Origin of the sequence: Arthrobacter ramosus (assembly GCF_039535095.1) — a bacterium.
Lineage (GTDB): Bacteria > Actinomycetota > Actinomycetes > Actinomycetales > Micrococcaceae > Arthrobacter > Arthrobacter ramosus.
Map to the genome: position 1 here is coordinate 1,066,932 of NZ_BAAAWN010000001.1, position 17,302 is coordinate 1,084,233.

18 protein-coding genes are annotated in these 17,302 nt (G+C 62.0%); 11 read left to right on the forward strand and 7 right to left on the reverse strand.

What is annotated here, in order from left to right:
* The first annotated feature begins 106 nt into the window (after positions 1-106).
* Positions 107-1,327 carry a pyridoxal phosphate-dependent aminotransferase gene (locus ABD742_RS05115; RefSeq protein WP_234748417.1) on the forward strand — a complete coding sequence of 407 codons (1,221 nt, stop codon included), beginning with the start codon at positions 107-109 and terminating at the stop codon, positions 1,325-1,327.
* A gap of 51 nt (positions 1,328-1,378) precedes the next feature.
* Entirely contained in the window at positions 1,379-2,233 is an 855-nt protein-coding gene (locus tag ABD742_RS05120) for a polyphosphate kinase 2 family protein (RefSeq protein WP_234748415.1), read from the forward strand.
* Here the strand turns inward: ABD742_RS05120 and ABD742_RS05125 are convergent.
* Positions 2,230-2,487, reverse strand: a complete 258-nt coding sequence (locus tag ABD742_RS05125) for an exodeoxyribonuclease VII small subunit (protein WP_234748412.1) — start codon at positions 2,485-2,487, stop codon at positions 2,230-2,232. The genes ABD742_RS05120 and ABD742_RS05125 overlap by 4 nt on opposite strands.
* Before the next feature lie 3 nt (positions 2,488-2,490).
* Positions 2,491-3,831: an exodeoxyribonuclease VII large subunit gene (gene xseA, locus ABD742_RS05130; protein WP_234748646.1), complete on the reverse strand. Its 1,341-nt coding sequence runs from the start codon at positions 3,829-3,831 to the stop codon at positions 2,491-2,493.
* Positions 3,832-4,171: 340 nt separating this feature from the next.
* Between xseA and ABD742_RS05135 the strand changes: the two genes are divergently transcribed.
* The gene (locus tag ABD742_RS05135) at positions 4,172-4,984 is read left to right on the forward strand and encodes a hypothetical protein (protein ID WP_234748409.1); all 813 of its coding nucleotides are present in this window, start codon (positions 4,172-4,174) and stop codon (positions 4,982-4,984) included.
* Positions 4,981-6,066 carry a 4-hydroxy-3-methylbut-2-enyl diphosphate reductase gene (locus ABD742_RS05140; RefSeq protein WP_234748406.1) on the forward strand — a complete coding sequence of 362 codons (1,086 nt, stop codon included), beginning with the start codon at positions 4,981-4,983 and terminating at the stop codon, positions 6,064-6,066. Before ABD742_RS05135 ends, ABD742_RS05140 begins: the two co-directional genes overlap by 4 nt.
* A gap of 7 nt (positions 6,067-6,073) precedes the next feature.
* Here ABD742_RS05140 and ABD742_RS05145 read toward each other — a convergent pair whose 3' ends face one another.
* The gene (locus ABD742_RS05145) at positions 6,074-7,291 is read right to left on the reverse strand and encodes a DNA recombination protein RmuC (protein ID WP_234748403.1); all 1,218 of its coding nucleotides are present in this window, start codon (positions 7,289-7,291) and stop codon (positions 6,074-6,076) included.
* Between the two features lie 122 nt (positions 7,292-7,413).
* On the opposite strand from ABD742_RS05145, the gene ychF reads away from it, so the two are divergent.
* Together ychF and ABD742_RS24445 are read left to right on the forward strand one after the other, a co-directional pair.
* The gene (ychF, locus tag ABD742_RS05150) at positions 7,414-8,499 is read left to right on the forward strand and encodes a redox-regulated ATPase YchF (RefSeq protein ID WP_234748400.1); all 1,086 of its coding nucleotides are present in this window, start codon (positions 7,414-7,416) and stop codon (positions 8,497-8,499) included.
* Positions 8,500-8,556: 57 nt separating this feature from the next.
* Positions 8,557-8,667, forward strand: a complete 111-nt coding sequence (locus ABD742_RS24445; RefSeq protein WP_486303531.1) for a MerR family transcriptional regulator — start codon at positions 8,557-8,559, stop codon at positions 8,665-8,667.
* Here ABD742_RS24445 and ABD742_RS05155 read toward each other — a convergent pair.
* Genes ABD742_RS05155 through ABD742_RS05165 form a run of 3 tightly spaced genes read right to left on the reverse strand, consistent with a single transcriptional unit; the run spans position 8,664 to position 10,702 of the window.
* The gene (locus tag ABD742_RS05155; protein ID WP_234748395.1) at positions 8,664-9,431 is read right to left on the reverse strand and encodes an SCO1664 family protein; all 768 of its coding nucleotides are present in this window, start codon (positions 9,429-9,431) and stop codon (positions 8,664-8,666) included. The genes ABD742_RS24445 and ABD742_RS05155 overlap by 4 nt on opposite strands.
* Positions 9,431-9,985 carry a DUF3090 domain-containing protein gene (locus ABD742_RS05160; RefSeq protein WP_234748393.1) on the reverse strand — a complete coding sequence of 185 codons (555 nt, stop codon included), beginning with the start codon at positions 9,983-9,985 and terminating at the stop codon, positions 9,431-9,433. Before ABD742_RS05160 ends, ABD742_RS05155 begins: the two co-directional genes overlap by 1 nt.
* Before the next feature lie 24 nt (positions 9,986-10,009).
* Positions 10,010-10,702 carry a histidine phosphatase family protein gene (locus ABD742_RS05165; RefSeq protein ID WP_234748391.1) on the reverse strand — a complete coding sequence of 231 codons (693 nt, stop codon included), beginning with the start codon at positions 10,700-10,702 and terminating at the stop codon, positions 10,010-10,012.
* Positions 10,703-11,043: 341 nt separating this feature from the next.
* Here ABD742_RS05165 and ABD742_RS05170 point away from each other — a divergent pair, with 341 nt between their 5' ends.
* The 3 genes from ABD742_RS05170 to ABD742_RS05180 all read left to right on the forward strand — a co-directional run bounded on the left by ABD742_RS05170 (position 11,044) and on the right by ABD742_RS05180 (position 12,238).
* Positions 11,044-11,325 carry a type II toxin-antitoxin system RelE/ParE family toxin gene (locus ABD742_RS05170; RefSeq protein WP_234748389.1) on the forward strand — a complete coding sequence of 94 codons (282 nt, stop codon included), beginning with the start codon at positions 11,044-11,046 and terminating at the stop codon, positions 11,323-11,325.
* Positions 11,312-11,614: a HigA family addiction module antitoxin gene (locus tag ABD742_RS05175; RefSeq protein WP_234748386.1), complete on the forward strand. Its 303-nt coding sequence runs from the start codon at positions 11,312-11,314 to the stop codon at positions 11,612-11,614. The genes ABD742_RS05170 and ABD742_RS05175 overlap by 14 nt, the downstream gene beginning before the upstream one ends.
* Positions 11,615-11,725: 111 nt before the next feature.
* Positions 11,726-12,238, forward strand: a complete 513-nt coding sequence (locus ABD742_RS05180; RefSeq protein ID WP_234748384.1) for a DUF1877 family protein — start codon at positions 11,726-11,728, stop codon at positions 12,236-12,238.
* A gap of 13 nt (positions 12,239-12,251) precedes the next feature.
* Here ABD742_RS05180 and ABD742_RS05185 read toward each other — a convergent pair whose 3' ends face one another.
* The gene (locus ABD742_RS05185) at positions 12,252-13,031 is read right to left on the reverse strand and encodes an alpha/beta fold hydrolase (RefSeq protein WP_234748382.1); all 780 of its coding nucleotides are present in this window, start codon (positions 13,029-13,031) and stop codon (positions 12,252-12,254) included.
* 84 nt (positions 13,032-13,115) lie between these two features.
* On the opposite strand from ABD742_RS05185, the gene ABD742_RS05190 reads away from it, so the two are divergent.
* Together ABD742_RS05190 and ABD742_RS05195 are read left to right on the forward strand one after the other, a co-directional pair.
* Positions 13,116-14,882: a GNAT family N-acetyltransferase gene (locus ABD742_RS05190; RefSeq protein ID WP_234748380.1), complete on the forward strand. Its 1,767-nt coding sequence runs from the start codon at positions 13,116-13,118 to the stop codon at positions 14,880-14,882.
* Between the two features lie 588 nt (positions 14,883-15,470).
* On the forward strand, positions 15,471-17,246 hold the full coding sequence (locus ABD742_RS05195; RefSeq protein WP_234748378.1) for an ABC transporter family substrate-binding protein: 1,776 nt from the start codon (positions 15,471-15,473) through the stop codon (positions 17,244-17,246).
* The last annotated feature ends 56 nt before the right edge of the window (positions 17,247-17,302 follow it).

A 17,302-nucleotide genomic window follows, 5' to 3' on the forward strand; every position in this document is an offset into this window, starting at 1 on the left:
AGGACGACGGCGGCGAGGAACCCTTTGGGGGCCTCGCCGCCGTCGTCGTCGTGAATGTGAGTGATGTCTCAACGGAAGTACATCCCCGGTATGGCATATTTGATGAATGGCAGAATTCAAGCAGTCCACCAAGCTTCATAATGTCCTTTACGACATCCGTGGACCGATTCTTCAGGCCGCCCAGCAGATGGAGGCAGAGGGTCACCGCATCCTCAAACTGAATATCGGAAACCCGGCACCGTTCGGATTTGAAGCGCCGGACGCGATCTTGGTGGACATGATCCGCCATCTGCCACATGCCCAGGGATACAGCGATTCGCGCGGAATTTTCTCGGCCCGCACCGCCGTCTCGCAGTACTACCAAACCCGTGGCATCCAAAACATCCACGTTGACGACATCTACCTTGGCAACGGGGTCAGCGAGCTCATCACCATGTCGCTCATGGCTTTGCTGGAAGTGGGAGACGAGATTCTCATCCCCACTCCCGACTACCCGCTCTGGACCGCCTCGGTGGCATTGGCCGGCGGCCGTCCGGTCCACTATCTGTGCGACGAAGAATCGGGTTGGCAGCCGGACCTTGAGGACATGGAATCGAAGATCACGCCTCAAACCAAGGGCATCGTGGTCATCAATCCCAACAACCCCACGGGTGCCGTGTACCCGGAGGAGACCCTCAAGAAGATCGTGGCCCTCGCCGAAAAGCATGGCCTTGTGGTGTTCGCCGATGAGATCTACGAGAAGATCCTCTACGAAGACGCTGTCCACGTGAACCTTGCCGGGCTCACCGGCGACGACGTGCTCTGCCTGACGTTCAGCGGACTGTCCAAGGCCTACCGGGTGTGTGGCTACCGCGCGGGTTGGATGGCCATCTCCGGACCCAAGAAAGACGCCGCAGACTACCTCGAAGGCATCAACCTGCTGGCCAACATGCGTCTGTGCGCCAACGTGCCGGCACAGCATGCCATCCAGACCGCCCTCGGCGGACACCAAAGCATCAACGACCTTATCCTGCCCGGCGGCAGGCTCCTTGAGCAGCGGAACAAGGCCTTCGATCTGCTCAACGCCATCCCCGGCGTCAGCACTCAACAGGCCCGGGGTGCCCTCTATCTGTTCCCGAAGTTGGATCCCGAGGTCTATCACATCCGCGACGACGAGAAATTCGTCCTCGACCTTCTCAAGGAACAAAAGATCCTCGTCTCGCACGGACGGGCCTTCAACTGGGTGCGTCCTGACCACTTCCGCATGGTGACCCTGCCGAACGTCAAGGATATTGAAGAAGCGGTTGGCCGCATGGCGGACTTCCTCGGGCGGTACCAAGGCAACTAGCCTGTTGTGCAAGCCGCGACGAAATGCGGCCGGACCAGAGGGGACGTCGAAATGACCGGGACCAAGGAGTTCACCAAGCAGGTATCCACGATCTTGAAGGCCGGACCGGGATTCTCGCTGGACGCAGTAGACCCTGAATCGACGCCCGGCTACAAGGGAAAGAAGTCTGACGGCGTCGCCTTGCTGGCGGCGCAGGACGGTCGTTTGGACGTCCTGCAGGAGATGCTCTTTGCCGAGGGAAAATTTGGCAGCTCCAAACGAGTCCTGTTGATCCTGCAAGCCATGGACACCGCGGGCAAAGGCGGGATTGTTGAGCACGTCGTCGGATCGATGGATCCCCAAGGTGTCAAGGTTGCTCCGTTCAAGGCGCCGACTGATGAGGAGAAAGCCCACGATTTCCTCTGGCGGATCGAGAGGGCCCTGCCCGACGCCGGATTCGTCGGGGTTTTTGACCGATCCCACTACGAGGACGTGCTGATACACCGAGTGCACGGTTGGGCCAATGAAGCTGAACTCGAACGGCGCTATGCGGCCATCAACGAGTTCGAGGCACGCCTCGCCGAACAAGGTACGGCGATCGTCAAGGTCATGCTCAACATCAGCCGCGATGAACAAAAAGCGCGCTTGCTGGCACGATTGGATGACCCGTCCAAGCACTGGAAGTACAACACGAGCGATCTCAAGGAACGCGCGTTTTGGGATTCCTATATGGACGCCTATCAGCTGGTCTTCGAGAAGACCTCAACCGAGGTGGCGCCCTGGTATGTGGTTCCGGCGAACAAGAAATGGTTTGCGAGGATCGCTGTCCAGGAGCTTCTACTCGAGGCCCTAGGGAAGCTGGACCTGCGATGGCCGAAAGCAGACTTTGACGTGCCGGCGGAACGGGCGATGGCCGTCCAATCCTAAGGGGCCTTCGCGTCGTCCTCGCTGTTGTTCCGGGCCGCGGCCAACCTCCTGCGGGCACCCTCCAACCACTCTTCGCAGCGCTTCGCCAGAGCCTCGCCGCGTTCCCAGAGGGCGAGTGATTCCTCAAGGCTTGCCCCGCCGGCTTCAAGGCGGCCAACCACTGCCATCAGCTGCTCGCGGGCTTCCTCATAGCTGAGAGCATCAAGGTCCTCAGCGGAAACCTTGGCCGCAGGGGATGTGTTTTCTGCTGTCATTTCTTAGTCCTCGTTTTGCTGGTGCTTGCTAGGTTGTCCGGCCGCTGCGGCGGCTCCGGAAGATACGGCGGCAAGGCGGCCCTCCGCCAACCGGAGGGTCAGCTCCGTGCCGTCAGGCGCTTGGTCAGGGCTCCGGACGACGTCGTGGCCGACCCCGTCCGCTCCCGCAACCTGGACGACGGCGTACCCGCGGTCCAGTGTTTTTTGGGGGGACAACGCCCTTACCTGGGCGCGGAGGTGGCGCACTTGGTCAAGTGCGCGGACGACTGAGGAACTCACCGCGGTGTGGGCATGTTTCCGGAGCCGTTCGACGTCCTCTTCCCGTGCCGTGACCATTCCCTCGGGGGACGCCAGCACAGGGCGGGATCTCAACGCGTGGAGTCGATCCGTTTCGCGGTCTACCAGGCGTCCCACTCCGCGGCGTAGCTGCTCCCGTGCCTGACGTACCCTCGCAAGTTCCTCGACGACGTCAGGGACGATCCTCTTTGCGGCGTCGGTGGGCGTGGACGCGCGAAGGTCGGCGACATCGTCCAGAATGGGATGGTCGGCTTCATGGCCAATCGCGCTGACCACCGGAGTTGCCGCTGCGGATACTGCCCGGACCAGATCTTCGTTGCTGAACGGAAGCAGATCTTCCAAGGCTCCGCCACCGCGCGCGATCACGATCACATCCACGTGCGGATCGGCGTCGAGTTCCTTGAGTGCAGCCAAGATCTGACTGACTGCGGTGACACCCTGGACTGCGACCTCCCGGACGGCGAATTCGACGGCGGGCCAGCGAAGGGCTGCGTTGCGCAGGACGTCTTTCTTGGCGTCGGAATCGCGGCCGGTGATGAGCCCGATCCGGTGGGGGAGCAGGGGCAGCCGCTTCTTCCTCGAGTCTGAAAACAGCCCTTCAGCGCCAAGGGCCTGGCGCAAGCGCTCGATTCTCGCGAGGAGATCGCCGAGGCCGACGGGACGGATGTCCTTGATCGACATATTGAGCCGACCGGTCTTGAGCCAGAATTCGGGTTTCACCAAGGCCACGACGCGCGAGCCACGCTCCAGCGGCATCTTCTGACGGTCCAGGACGTTGGACCACAGCGACGCGGGCAAGGAGATTTCGGCGTCGGTGTCCCGCAGCGTCACGAAAGCGCTGCCGCCGCGACGGTTGAGTTCGATGACCTGGCCCTCGATCCACGCGGCCGGGGCCCGTTCTATGTGGGTCTTGAGCTTGCGGGACAGCAGCTGCAGCGGCCAAGGATTGTCGGGACTTGTCTCCGACGCCGTCGCGGGCAGGGTTGACTCTGCCTTCGTGGATTCTTCTCCGGAGGACTCTTCTTCCTGGGCTCCCGGGTTCGGGATTCCTGAAATCGGCAACGCCCGCGGTGCGCCGCCGGGCACGGCATCATGGGACACGCGGATAGCCTCCTACTGGTGGCTCGTGCATGGTTCCGTCCTCGCTGGTACTTTGCTAAGGGGTGCCGGAAGCACTGCTGCTATGAGTGCTTCTGAAATCTTGCTACCGAAAAGCCGGTGGCAGGCTTCCAACTCTATCCATACCTTGTAGCATGCATGACCGACATTTACTCGTAGTCGCCCCGCCTGGAACCGCTGCACTCCAAACTTGAGGAATCCATTGCGCACGTTTGTCTCTGCAATCGCAGTGATCTTTGCCCTTTTGCTCACAGGAATTGCCGTCCCTATGGCATGGACGGACGCCAACATCGTCCGGGAAGACGGGTTTGTCGCGCTCACTTCTTCGATCGGAAAGGACCAGGCGTTCCAGGCGCGCCTGGCGGCCACCGCCGTCGCAAGCCTTGAATCCAAAATCAATCTGCCGGCGCCGGTGGAACAACTTGGCGCCACTTTCCTCAAGGATGCCGCCACCGCAATGTCCACGTGGCCCGAATACCCGCAAGCGTGGAATGAAACCGTACGCCGGAGCCACCAACTGAATTTCGCAGGCAATACCGGCCCCGGAAACTCGAGCTCCGGGACGGCCTTGGTGCTCGACGTCGGGCCTTTGGTCAAGCTCGCCGCAGACCGGCTCCACGCCGCAGCCGGCCTCCCCATTCCGACGCCGGACTCCACTCTGATCAACATCGGGGGCCCTGCCCAGCGCCAGCAAGTAGACGCCATCGCCGCGTATGCGCCGATGTGGTGGGTTCCGGGCCTCGGCGCCGTCCTGCTGTTTGCCCTGGGCCTGCTGGCCGCGAAGCGCAGAGGCGTGCTTCTCTTGTTCGCCGGACTGGGTTTGGCCGTAGTCGCGGCGCTGTGGCAAGCGGCAACGACGGTGCTGAAGGGCGCAGGCGATGCGGGCTTGGGCGGAACCGCCACAGGCGGCCTTTTCGCGCGGGAGTTGGTGGCGGCGTCGGTCGACAATTTCGCCGGCTGGATCACCATCGCCTGGATTGCCGCGGGAGTGCTTGCGCTTCTCGGCCTGATCGGTGTGATCTTCCCACGCAAGGGCAGGCCGAGCACGCGGGCGAACGCTGCCGGTAGCATGGAGGAATGACCAGCTCAGCAGTTTCCATTCCGATGCCCTCTGTCCCGCGTAGGCGTCGGACGCCGGAAGAGGTGCTGGCCACCGCTCCGGTCTCCGGCCCCAAACGAGTCTTGCTCGCGGCCCCCCGCGGATATTGCGCAGGCGTCGACCGCGCTGTCATCGCTGTGGAGAAGGCACTGGAACACTATGGGCCGCCGGTATACGTGCGTAAGCAGATCGTGCATAACGTCCACGTGGTCACCTCGCTGGAGGAGAAGGGTGCAATCTTCGTCGAAGAGACGGACGAGGTACCCGAAGGCGCCCTGGTGATCTTCTCAGCCCATGGAGTGTCCCCGGCTGTAGTGCAGTCGGCCGAGGACCGCGGCCTGCGCACCATCGATGCCACCTGCCCCCTCGTCACGAAAGTGCACCGCGAAGCCGTCCGCTTCGCCAAGGAAGACTACGACATTCTCCTCATCGGCCACGACGGTCACGAGGAAGTGGAAGGAACGGCGGGCGAAGCCCCGGACCACATCCAGATCATCAATGGTCCACACGAAGTGGACAAGGTCAAGGTGCGCAATCCGGAGAAGACCATCTGGCTTTCGCAGACCACCCTGAGCGTCGACGAGACCATGGAGACCGTCCGGATGCTCAAGGAGCGGTTCCCCACGTTGCAGGATCCGCCCAGCGACGACATTTGCTATGCAACCACCAACCGCCAAGTGGCCATCAAGAAGATTGCACCGCAGGCCGACCTTGTGATCGTGGTGGGATCGGCGAATTCTTCCAACTCCGTGCGCCTCGTGGAAGTGGCGCTTGAGTATGGCGCCAAGGCCTCCTATCGGGTCGATTTCGCGAACGAGGTCGACGAGAGCTGGTTCGAAGGCGTCGCCACCGTGGGCGTCACCTCCGGCGCTTCCGTTCCCGAGGTCCTGGTCCAGGATGTTCTTCGTTTGCTGGCCGACTACGGATATGGTGCGGTTGAAGAGGTGGTGACGGCGGAGGAAGACCTGCTGTTCTCGCTGCCGAAGGAACTGCGCGCCACCCTCAAAGAGGCCGGAGACGTCACGCGCGCCTTGGGCGGACGCGGGAACCGGCCAACCTCGTAGTTGGGTCCTAGGCCGCGGATTCTCCTTCGATCAGTTCTGGTGCGGCAAGGGTCCGCGGCACTGCTTCCACTGCGGACGGTGACACCAGGCCGTCGGTGTCCATGGAGTTGAGTTTCCGCGCCGTCGGCAGGACGCGCGCTTCGAGCGTTCCGACGAGTGCGTTGTAGCGATCCACCGAGGTCTTCAACGACGAACCCAGCTTGCCTACGTTGTCACCGAGGGTCCCCATGCGTTCGTACAGCTGCCGGGCGAGCTCGAAGAGCTCCCGGGCGCTGTCCGTCAGGACGTCCTGGCGCCAGGTGAAGGCGACGGACTTAAGTACTGCCAACAACGTACCGGGGGACGCCAGCACTACGTTCCGGGACAAGGCGTGATCCAAAAGTGCCGGGTCCGCTTCGAGTGCGGCAGCCAGGATGGATTCCGCGGGCAGGAAGCAGATCACCAGCTCGGGCGAGTTGCCGGGGATGTCCCAGTACTTCTTGGATCCCAGGGCATCCACGTGGGACTTGAGGGCCTTCGCATGTGCGAGAAGCAAAGCATCCACGCCATTGCCTACCGACAGGGCGCCGTTCCCATCCAGGTGCCTGGTGTTCCCCTGTTCCTGGGCAGCGAGGTAGGACGCCAACGGAACCTTTGCGTCCACCACCAACTGCTTTCCACCCGGCAACTGGACCACAAGATCCGGCCGGATGGCGTTGTCGACGGAAGCGGAATGCACCTGCTCGTGAAAATCGACGTGACGCAGCATGCCAGCGGCTTCCACTACCCGGCGCAGCTGGACTTCACCCCACTGGCCCCTGGCGCTGTTGGACCGAAGGGCGGAGGCCAGGGCGTGGGTGGAGCGCAGCAGTTGTTCATCGGACAGCCGGGCTTCCTGGAGCTGCTGGGCGAGCTGGCCGTACTGCTCCAAACGATCCCGCTCCAGAAGCGAGACCTGTTGCTGGACGGCCGTCAGCTTCTCGGCAACCGGGGCAAGGGCGCGCAACACACTGCCATCCTGGTTCCTGGACTCGTTCAGTTCACGGTTCTGTGACAACAGAAGCCGCCGTTCGGCGTCGGCGGCGGCAAACTGGGCGTTCACCGCGGCAAGCCGGGCCGAGACGCCGTCGAAATCTTCTTCAAGCGCGGCATTTCGGCGCCGAAACAGGAGGAAGCCAGCCACCACCCCGGCGGCCGCTCCGAGAAGAAGCATGAACAAAGCGAGTATTACTGCAAAACCATCCATGTCTCCAACCTTGGCATAGGGGTCGGACAATATAGCGAAGCCGGGTCACGGCACCAGGGCGTGGGGTCCGGGGTTCTCCCCGCAAAGCGGAGAAGGGCACTCAACGGGTAGAATCAATGCTCGTGGCTCTTACTATCGGCATCGTCGGACTGCCCAACGTCGGCAAATCAACTCTTTTCAACGCACTGACCCGCAACCAGGTGCTGGCCGCGAACTACCCGTTCGCCACCATCGAGCCAAACGTCGGCGTCGTCAACCTCCCGGACCCGCGCCTGCAGAAGTTGGCGGAGGTCTTCGGATCGCAGCGCCTCCTGCCCGCCGTCGTCTCGTTCGTCGACATTGCAGGAATCGTCAAGGGCGCCTCAGAAGGCGAAGGCCTGGGCAACAAGTTCCTCGCGAACATCCGCGAAGCAGAAGCCATCGCCCAGGTCATCCGCGTCTTCGATGACCCCGATGTTGTCCACGTCGACGGCAAAGTTGATCCGCGCTCGGACATTGAGACGATCAACACCGAACTGATCCTGGCTGATCTCCAGACGATCGAAAAGGCCATTCCCCGGATCGAAAAAGAAGTCAAGATCAAGAAGCGGGAAGCCGCGGAACTCGCAGCTATCCTGGCTGCCCAGGCCGTGCTGGAACGTGGCGACACGATCTTCTCCTCGGTCAAGAGCGACAAGCTCGAGATGGAGCACCTCAAAGAGCTCAGCCTCCTCACGGCCAAGCCCTTCATCTACGTCTTCAACTCGGACGAAGGAATCCTGGGCAACCCGGAAAAGCAGGAGGAACTGCGCGCCATGGTGGCGCCGGCGGACTGCATTTTCCTTGACGCCAAGCTGGAATCGGATCTCGTAGAACTCGACGAGGAAGAAGCCCGCGAGATGCTCGAGATGAATGGCCAGGACGAATCCGGCCTCGACCAGCTGGCACGCGTAGGCTTCCACACGCTCGGACTGCAGACCTACCTCACGGCCGGTCCCAAGGAAGCCCGTGCCTGGACCATCCACCGAGGCGACACCGCGCCCCAGGCCGCAGGAGTGATCCACACGGATTTCCAGCGCGGATTCATCAAGGCCGAAGTTGTCTCTTTCGATGACCTCATCGCCGCCGGATCCATGGCCGAGGCCAAGTCCCGCGGCAAGGTCCGTATTGAAGGCAAGGAATACGTTATGGCGGACGGCGACGTGGTGGAATTTAGATTTAACGTCTAACCTCTGCGGGCCAGGGCAGGAAGTAGTCGGTCCTGGCGTGTCCCGAGGAGTGCAGTCGTGAGTGAGCCGTGCCTTTCTGCCGATGCGATCGCTGTACATCTCGGCGTGACCAAGGAGACCGTCTACATCTGGATCGCCGAATGCTCCAGGCCGGCCCACTTCCCTTAGAACAGCGGCCAGGGCACCGCCGACATCTCACCACTCGGAGCCGGAAACCGCCCTGCCAAGCGTAACCGGGCGCAGCGCGCGGCGAGCGATGCGATTTCTTCGGCGCTGAGCAATTCCGCCAGGTTTCGGCCCAGCTCACCGTGGAGTCCTTCGCTGACGCGATCGATGCCGTCGCGTTCCTCGGGGGTCAGGGGGTCTCCCAGCCATCCCCACAGCACCGTGCGCAGCTTGTGGTCACGGTGAAAGGTGAGCCCATGGTCCACGCCGTGCCGGTGTCCGTCCGTCATGGCAAGAATGTGGTCGCCTTTGCGGTCGGCGTTGTTGACGACCGTGTCGAACACCGCCATGCGTCTGAGCGCTGGCGAGTCTTCGTGAACGAGGGTGACCATTCGTCCGTTCTCATCTTGTCCCTCGAGAACGTGTTTCCAGCCTGTCTTCGGCACGTGGTCTGTCGCGACCAGGTTCACGGCGTTTTGGGCGGGGTCTTGCTCCTGCCAGAGCTGCACCATTCCTGTGCCCATCGGGCCATCGCGCAGCCAGGTGTGTGGCACGATGTCCCAGCCGAAGGCCTGCGAGACAAGGTAGGCGGCCACCTCCCGGTGTGCCAGGGTGCCGTGGGGAAAGTCCCACAGCGGAGTTTCGCCTGCTATCGGCTTATAGACGACCACCACGTCGCCGATGCGGCCCAGAAATGTAGCGTTTGAAGCCGTCGTGATGCGGCCGGTGAGCGTCAGCTCGGCGGTCACTAGGTCCGGCGTTGGCATCAGGCCTCGGGAAGGGTGCAGATGTGCCCGTCGGCGTCGATGGGGTAACCGCAGAGCGGGCACGTCGGACGCCCGGCGCCCACGATCTCACGGGTGCGCTTGGCGAATGCGCGGGCGGTGCCGACCGGCATTCGCACCAGCAGCATTTCGGGCTCGTTAGCGCCGTCCTCATCAAGCGATGCGTCGTTGTCATCAGCATCGACATCGGTGATGGGGTAGGCCTCTAGTACGACCTGTGCCGTGGTTGGGTCCCAACCTAGGCTCATGGCGCCGGTGCGAAACTGCTCCTGAACGGCATCGAGTTGGTCATTGTCGACAAGTTCAACGGGAGTACCCGTGGGGACGCTGAAGGGGTTGCCTTCGACGGTGATGAGCTGGTTCAGAATTTCGTCGATCTTCTCCGCGAGCAGAGCCGACTGCTGTTTCTCCATGGCAATGCTCACGATCTGCGTCCCTGCGCGCACCTGCAGGTAGAACGTTCGCGCCCCCGGAAGGCCGATGGTGCCGACGACGACCCGGTCAGGCCAGGCAAACTCGTGAACACGTGTAGGCATGTCAGTATTCTAGGCACATGAGGTTCATGGCGCCTTTTGTCCTGCACCGCCGCCCACCGGCGCATCGCCAGGATGGATGCCGTTCGACAGCCACGACAGATCACCCGCGTCGGTGTTGGTCGCGTGGACGCTGGGCCGACTAGCGCCGTAGCGCACGATCGATACGGAGCCGGGGCCCACGGTAATACGCTGGAACAGGTCAAGGTGCATGCCGAGCGCGTCGGCAAGGATTGACTTGATGATGTCCCCGTGGCTCACCGCCACCCACACCGCTCCTTGCCCGTATTCGGCTTCGAAGGCTGCATCGTGGCGTCGAATCGCTGCCACCGACCGAGCCTGCATGGCGGCCATGGATTCACCGCCGGGAAAGACGACGGCGGACGGTTGGGACTGCACAACCGGCCACAGATCCTCGGACGCGAGATCACTGAGCGTGCGGCCCTGCCACTTGCCGTAATCGCACTCGATGAGATCGAGCTCGACCGGCGCGTACGGCGTGCCAGCCTGGCGATCGAGGATGAGCTGTGCGGTCTGCTGACAACGCTCAAGAGGGCTCGACACCACCGCGACCAAGGGCACGGCCGCGAGCCGGTCTCCGGTCAGAGCCGCCTGGTCGCGCCCGATCTCGTCCAGACTGACGCCGGCGGCCCGACCGGCCAGCAGCCCAGTGGCATTGGCTGTGGTACGGCCGTGCCGCACGAGAATAACTGTCGCCATCCACCCAGCCTAACCACCCGCTCGCTGCGGTGGAGCCGATATTTACGCCGTCCTATCCGGCCCGGGGTAGACCAGAGCGACTTCGCCGGCCGGACGCCTGCTGCCCACGGCGAGCACGGCGTTTACATCCTGGTCAGGTGCCCGGTCCTTCGTCGATGGCCGAGCCCCAGCATTCAGCCGGCGGGGAATCGGGGGCTCGGACGGTCCACAGCCAACCGCTTTCCTCCTCCGGATCGTGCGCGCAGCCCAACGTTGTGCCGAGACGCTTCCCTATGACGGAACGTGGTGGGGCTCCGATTAACGTCTAGCGTTATTAACGCTGTGCGTTATATCCTGATGTCATGATCAGGTCGTTCGGGAGCAAAGACACCGAACGACTGTGGCGTCGTGAGCATGTGGCTTCGATGGATTCACGGATCCTTCGGTCCGCCCTCCGCAAGCTTCGCCAGGTGGGGTCCGCGGAGTCGATCGAGGATCTCCGCGTTCCGCCGGGGAACCGGCTCGAAGCACTGAAAGGTGACCGGGCCGGTCAATACAGCATCAGGATCAACGACCAGTGGCGGATCTGCTTCAGGTGGACGGACGCTGGACCAGAGGAGGTGGAGATCGTTGACTACCATTGACTATCTTGCGCCGATTCACCCAGGTGAAGTTCTCATGGAGGATTTCATTGAGGGTTTCGGCATCACGCAGAACAAGCTCGCCGTGGCGATCCATGTGCCGCCGCGCCGAATCAATGAGATAGTGCACGGCAAGCGTGCGATCACAGCCGACACGGCACTACGTCTCGGCAAGTATTTTGGAACGTCGGCTCAGTTCTGGCTCAACCTGCAGACGCATTACGATCTCGACGTTGCCGAAGATCGTGCGGCTGGGCAGATCGCTGCCATCACGCCTCTCAAGGTCGCGTGAACAAATCGGTGCGGCTGGTCATCGACATGCCGGTACAGTTCATCTCGCGAGTTATCCACATAACGCAACTCAGCCGTCCTGCGCAGCTTGCGCTTTGGCAATACTTGGTGAATGGGAATCAGGTATTACGCATATGCATTCGACGGCGACCTCACTGAACAGGTGCTTTCCGACCCGATGACCTTCGTGTCGGTCGATCCGCTTGCTGATGCTTGGGGCCTTGACCCTGGTGTCGGGATCAGTGGTACCACCTTCGAGCAATTGATATCTGAGCGCGACATGCTCTATCTGGACAAGGCATGGCGGCATCTGCAGGTTCTCACGGCCCCATTGGGGGCGGCCATGGCGGCGCGACCCGCTTTTCGTATGTTTGAAGGCAAGGTGACCATGCATGGCGAAGGTTGGGATCCGTGGGTAAGGGCCTTGACTCCGTCCGAGGTTTTGGCGATTGCTCAGGACTTGGACGATATCTCTGATGCGGAGGTGAGGCTGCGGTTGCCGGATTCGCCAAGTGTCGATCGGGACCTTGACGTCGAGTATGCCGTTGGCTATCTTCGACGGGCTCGGGTCTTCGCCACCAATCTCGTCGACGATGGGCGCGGCATGGTCTACCTGATCGGGTAACGATCATCCTGTCTTAGCCCCGACGGGCGACATCTTGGCTCAGAATATTGGGCCACGTTTCGACATCTCCTGGGGTGCGGGCGACCCTCAGCGTTGCTTGCGGGAGCAGTGCGGCAAGAGATTCCGCGGTTGACAGCGGGTGGCCCGGATCATCGACCCACGCCAGGATTGTCGTCGGTACGTCGATTCGCGCGACGGCCTCAGGAGCAGGCAGATCGCTGAGTGCCGCTCCTCGAAACAACGACGGCAAGAGGGCGTCGGCGACGTCGGGCACCGTCTCCGGCGCACCAATTGTGGCCGGCGGAGGTGTTGCTCCGCGCGTGGTGGCGAGGAATGCCTCGACACCAACAGATTCGATGAGCGCCGCGGCAACTCGGTAGTTTGCAGCCTGTGCAGCCCGGGTTTCCCACGCGGTCGGTGGCACCATAAGCGTGAGCCCGGTAAAGCGGCCGGGGTCGCGGGAAGCGGCGTGCAAGAGGGTGCCGGTACCCATGGAGGGACCAACCCCGTGGACACATTCGCCTGGGAACCAGTGATCGAGCAGCCGCAGGAGGTCGTCGGCGAGGTTTTGCCATTGATATTCCTCCGGAACCTTCCGCCCCGTCGACCGGCCATGACCGCGTGCGTCGTACCGCAGCAGTCGAGTTCCACTAAGCCCTCGACCGAGGTCGAGGTTGAGCACCCGATCGTGCGCGCGGCTTGAGGTAAGGCCATGCAGTTGGACAACCGGGTGTCCACCTTCGTCGCTCAAAGCAACCGCAAGCTCGGCTCCGGGAACCTCGAAAGTGGGCATCAGGCTCCTCGTTTCGTGACTGAACGCGTCACGTCGAGTGGCCGCGTTGAACATTCAGGCTATCTGGGGCGATAGGATACTGCCATGCGGCTGACCAACGTCACGCACCTGCGCCTCCCGTTTGGACGACTTTGGGGCTACGACGTCAGTGTGTCTGCGCTCGACCGACGTCTTCCAGTGTCCTTTGACCAGCGGCTCCATGTGGGGGCAGGCGACCGCCCCGGCTCCTGGATGGCATTGTCTTTTCGGTTGCCTTCACCCACCCGTCGTGAGTCAATTGCCGATGCCTGGCTGGCTGTCATCGCCCGTCATGGCACACTGCGAACGGCATTCGTGCCCGGTGCGGATGGTGATCCGGAGCTTCACGAGATTGATATTGGTCCGGGAACCTGGGTGGAGCACCAGGTCTCTCCTGGCCAGGCCGTCAATGACGCGGTGCGGGACATTCTCGATGCCGCATGTTCGCCATACGCACAGCCCTCACACCGGCTGTGCGTATTGGAGACTGCTGCTGGACTCACCGTCGTGATTGCGGCCGACCACGCCCACGTCGATATGTGGTCGATGCTGGTGATCGCGCGGGACCTGCTGTCGGCGCTCGATGCTGGGAGGTCGGGCCGTGAACCGTTGCCCGGGGCGGCGCCCGCATTTGTTGAACACACGCAAGCGCTGCTGGATCGGAATGCGGCGCCGGACCACGTGCGTCACCGATGGGAAGACATCATCCGGGACAGCGGCGGCGTCATGCCGCAATTCCCACTGCCCTTGGGTGCGCCAGATCCGCAGCGCGAGCGTGTCGAAGTTCGCGATGTGTTCGATCTCGACGACGGTGCCGCATTTGCTGCGCAGGCCCGCAACGACGGTGTCTCGACGCTCGCACTCGCTGTTGTTGCGATGACAGCGGTGACCCGCGAGTTGGCGGGAACCCCGCTGCGAGCCGTTTTTCCAGTGCACAGCCGCTTCGACGACCGCTGGCATGACTCAGTCGGCTGGTTCATTACCAATTCGGTACTTGAGTCGGCGGTCGCCGAGCCGCGCGCTGCGGCGGCCGCAGTAAAAGAGGCTGTGCAGCTTGGCTCGTGGCCTCTCGCGGACGTACTGGCTCCATGGGGCGGCATGCCCGCAGCTCCCGGTATGTTCGCGATCTCCTGGCTGGACCTGCGCAGGCTGCCGGTGCGAATCGACTCCGTCGGACTCGACGCCCAATATGTGAGCGCGACAATCGACACCGACGGCGTCATGCTTTGGTTCATCCTGGACGAGTCCGGTCTGCACTTGAGATGCCGTTATCCCGACACCGTTGAGGCTCGATCCAACGTCGGCGGATGGCTTGATCTGCTGGTCGCTCGTTTGCAGGTAGATGCGCGATCCTCGGTTCGAGGACTGCTGCGGGTGGAGGGCCGGACCTTCAGGCTGGAACGGGCGGGTCGCGATGATGTCGAGGCCATCGCCGCGCTGCTGTCTGATGATCAGTTCGGTCCCGATCGTGAGTGCGTCGAGCTCGAACAATACGAGGCAGCCTACAACTTGGTTGTTCGCGACAGTTCCAACTATCTGGGCGTTGTCCGCAATGATGCCGGGCGCATCGTCGCCACGATGCAATTGACCGTCATTCCAGGTCTTTCCCGGGGTGGTTCTTCCCGACTACAGATCGAGGGACTGCGAGTCGCGGCCGCGGAACGCTCGCATGGTTTGGGCACCGCGATGCTTGAGTGGGCACATAACTTCGGGCGTGCGCGTGGGGCGCAACTGGCACAGGTGACCACCGACGAAGCACGGGAACGGGCTCGGGCCTTCTACGCGCGACTCGGATATCGGACTGCCCACGTAGGACTGAAACGGCGCATATAGACGTCGGCACAGGCCGGGCTAGTCTGTATTCGGGTACCAGACTACGGTCGCGGGCTCGCCGTCGTCGGACTCATTAGCGGATTCATCGTCCAGGGGTTGGCCGTGTGCCAAACCAGACCATTGGTATTCTCCGCCTGGGTGAATCTCCGGGAAGTCCGATACCTCGCCCTCGCTGCGTTCTTTATCGCGGGGACCGCCCTCATACGTGAATTTCTCGCCCATACACCTCAACGTAAACCCCACGAGGAGGTCTGGATACCCCTGCATCCTGCCCGCGGCCCATAGGGGTCTCTTCCCAGCGTTCCCGCCCGGAAGGTTCAGTGATGGGGCATTAACTGATATAAGCCCCGGTTCGCCTTGAATCGGGGCTTATGTCATGTTGGCGCGAATCACGGAACCACTAGGACGTCCTTCAATGATTGCATCTCGATAACAAACTTTACCGGCGGGAAACTTTGGACCCAAAGATCCGTTCCGGGCGCTAGGCTACTGCTCATGTGAGACCAGCCACAAGCCTGCTGAGGGGGTTGTGGCAGTCTGCCGGAGTCAACAGCGCCGGCTTTTTCCACTCAAAAAATAGGAGGCGGAATGCGTTTCGGACGTACTTCCAAAGCAGTGGGTATTGCGGCAATCGCCGCGATCGCACTGAGCGCCTGTGCCGGCAATTCCGGTGGCAATACCCCATCCACCGGAGCAGCCAAGACGGGTGGCACGGCCACTGTGGTCGAGGTCAACGCTTTCAACACGTTCAACCCCAACACAGCCGACGGCAATACTGACATCAACTCCAAGGTCAGCTACGCAACGCACTCGGGCTTCTACTACATCGACAACAAGCTGAACGTCGTTCACAACGACAAGTTCGGCAAGATGGAGAAGGTCTCGGACAACCCGCTGACCGTCAAGTACACCATCAACGATGGTGTGAAGTGGTCGGACGGCACCCCGGTCTCCGCAGCTGACCTCCTCCTGCAGTGGGCGGCCTTCTCCGGTTACTACGACGACGCCGATTCCAAGGCCAAGACGGGTACGTCCTACTTCTCGTACGCTGGTGACAACACGGGCCTCAGCCTGACGGACTTCCCGGAGATCAGCAACAACAACAAGACCCTCACGCTTAAGTACTCCAAGCCGTTCGCTGACTGGGAGATCGTGCTTGGTGGTCCAGGCATTGACGTTCCTGCCCACGTCCTCGCCCAGAAGGCCGGCCTGAAGGACACCCAGGCCTTGATTGACTTCTTCAAGAGCAAGCCGCGCGGAGATTCCAAGGCACCGCTTCCCGCGGATCCGAAGCTGAAGGCAATGTCGGACATGTGGAACACAGGCTTCGATACGAAGACGCTTCCCGCAGACCCGACCCTGTTCCTCTCAAACGGTCCTTACATCGTCAAGAGCATGAACCAGGACCAGTCCCTCACTATGGTCCGCAACAAGGACTACAACTGGGGACCGACTCCAAACCTTGACGAAATCACCGTCCGGTACATCGGTTCCGCGCCGGCCCAGGTCCAGGCCCTCAAGAACGGCGAGGCGGACATCATTGCCCCGCAGGCTTCCGCCGACACGCTTGACCAGTTGAAGGCACTCTCCAGCCAGGGCGTCACCGTCGATCAAGGCAACCAGCTGGCCTTCGACCACTTGGACCTGAACTTCTCGGGTCCGCTGGCCGACCAGAACGTGCGTACCGCCTTCATGAAGACGGTGCCCCGCAAGGACATCGTCAACAAGATCATCGGCAAGCTTGATCCGAACGCGAAGCCGCTGGACTCCCAGATCTTCGTTCCCCAGCAGGCGGCCTACGCTGATTCCGCCAAGAACAATGGCTCCTCGGCCTTCCAGGACGTGGACATTGATGGTGCCAAGAAGCTCCTGAACGGTGCTACTCCGGAAATCCGGATCATGTACAACAAGGACAACCCGAACCGTGTTGACGCTTTCTCGCTGATCCGCGAATCCGCCACCAAGGCCGGCTTCAAGATCGTCGACGGCGGCTTGGGCGCCTCTGACTGGGGCAAGGCCTTGGGCAAGGGCGGCTATGACGCAACCATCTTCGGCTGGATCAACCCGGGTGTCGGAGTCTCCGGCGTTCCGCAGATCTTCAAGACCGCTGGTGGCAACAACTTTAACCAGTTCAGCAACACCGATGCGGACAAGCTGATGGAGCAGCTCGTGGTCACCACCGACCGCAGCAAGCAGGACGATCTCCAGAAGCAGATCGATAAGAAGATCTGGGACAGCTCTTACGGTGTTCCGCTCTTCCAGTCAGTGAACGTGGACGCCTACAGCGACCGCATCACCGGCGTGAAGCTCATGCCGAACCAGACTGGTGTTTGGTGGAACTTCTGGGAGTGGGCTCAGAAGTAAACCTTGCTCGCTGAGCTAAATTACCTGCCAAGGCGCCGGGACCGACGTACCATGGT

Bases quoted from the DNA above. Each gene is read 5' to 3' on its own strand.
- ABD742_RS05120 (WP_234748415.1), top strand. From the start codon at position 1,379: ATGACCGGGACCAAGGAGTTCACCAAGCAGGTATCCACGATCTTGAAG.
- ABD742_RS05195 (WP_234748378.1), top strand. From the start codon at position 15,471: ATGCGTTTCGGACGTACTTCCAAAGCAGTGGGTATTGCGGCAATCGCC.
- ABD742_RS05155 (WP_234748395.1), bottom strand. From the start codon at position 9,431: ATGCCAACGCCGGACCTAGTGACCGCCGAGCTGACGCTCACCGGCCGC.
- ABD742_RS05185 (WP_234748382.1), bottom strand. From the start codon at position 13,031: ATGCCCACTTTCGAGGTTCCCGGAGCCGAGCTTGCGGTTGCTTTGAGC.
- ABD742_RS05190 (WP_234748380.1), top strand. From the start codon at position 13,116: ATGCGGCTGACCAACGTCACGCACCTGCGCCTCCCGTTTGGACGACTT.
- ABD742_RS05115 (WP_234748417.1), top strand. From the start codon at position 107: ATGGCAGAATTCAAGCAGTCCACCAAGCTTCATAATGTCCTTTACGAC.
- ABD742_RS05140 (WP_234748406.1), top strand. From the start codon at position 4,981: ATGACCAGCTCAGCAGTTTCCATTCCGATGCCCTCTGTCCCGCGTAGG.
- ABD742_RS05170 (WP_234748389.1), top strand. From the start codon at position 11,044: ATGATCAGGTCGTTCGGGAGCAAAGACACCGAACGACTGTGGCGTCGT.
- ABD742_RS05125 (WP_234748412.1), bottom strand. From the start codon at position 2,487: ATGACAGCAGAAAACACATCCCCTGCGGCCAAGGTTTCCGCTGAGGAC.
- ABD742_RS05165 (WP_234748391.1), bottom strand. From the start codon at position 10,702: ATGGCGACAGTTATTCTCGTGCGGCACGGCCGTACCACAGCCAATGCC.
- ABD742_RS05180 (WP_234748384.1), top strand. From the start codon at position 11,726: ATGGGAATCAGGTATTACGCATATGCATTCGACGGCGACCTCACTGAA.
- ABD742_RS05145 (WP_234748403.1), bottom strand. From the start codon at position 7,291: ATGGATGGTTTTGCAGTAATACTCGCTTTGTTCATGCTTCTTCTCGGA.
- ABD742_RS05160 (WP_234748393.1), bottom strand. From the start codon at position 9,985: ATGCCTACACGTGTTCACGAGTTTGCCTGGCCTGACCGGGTCGTCGTC.
- ABD742_RS05135 (WP_234748409.1), top strand. From the start codon at position 4,172: ATGGCATGGACGGACGCCAACATCGTCCGGGAAGACGGGTTTGTCGCG.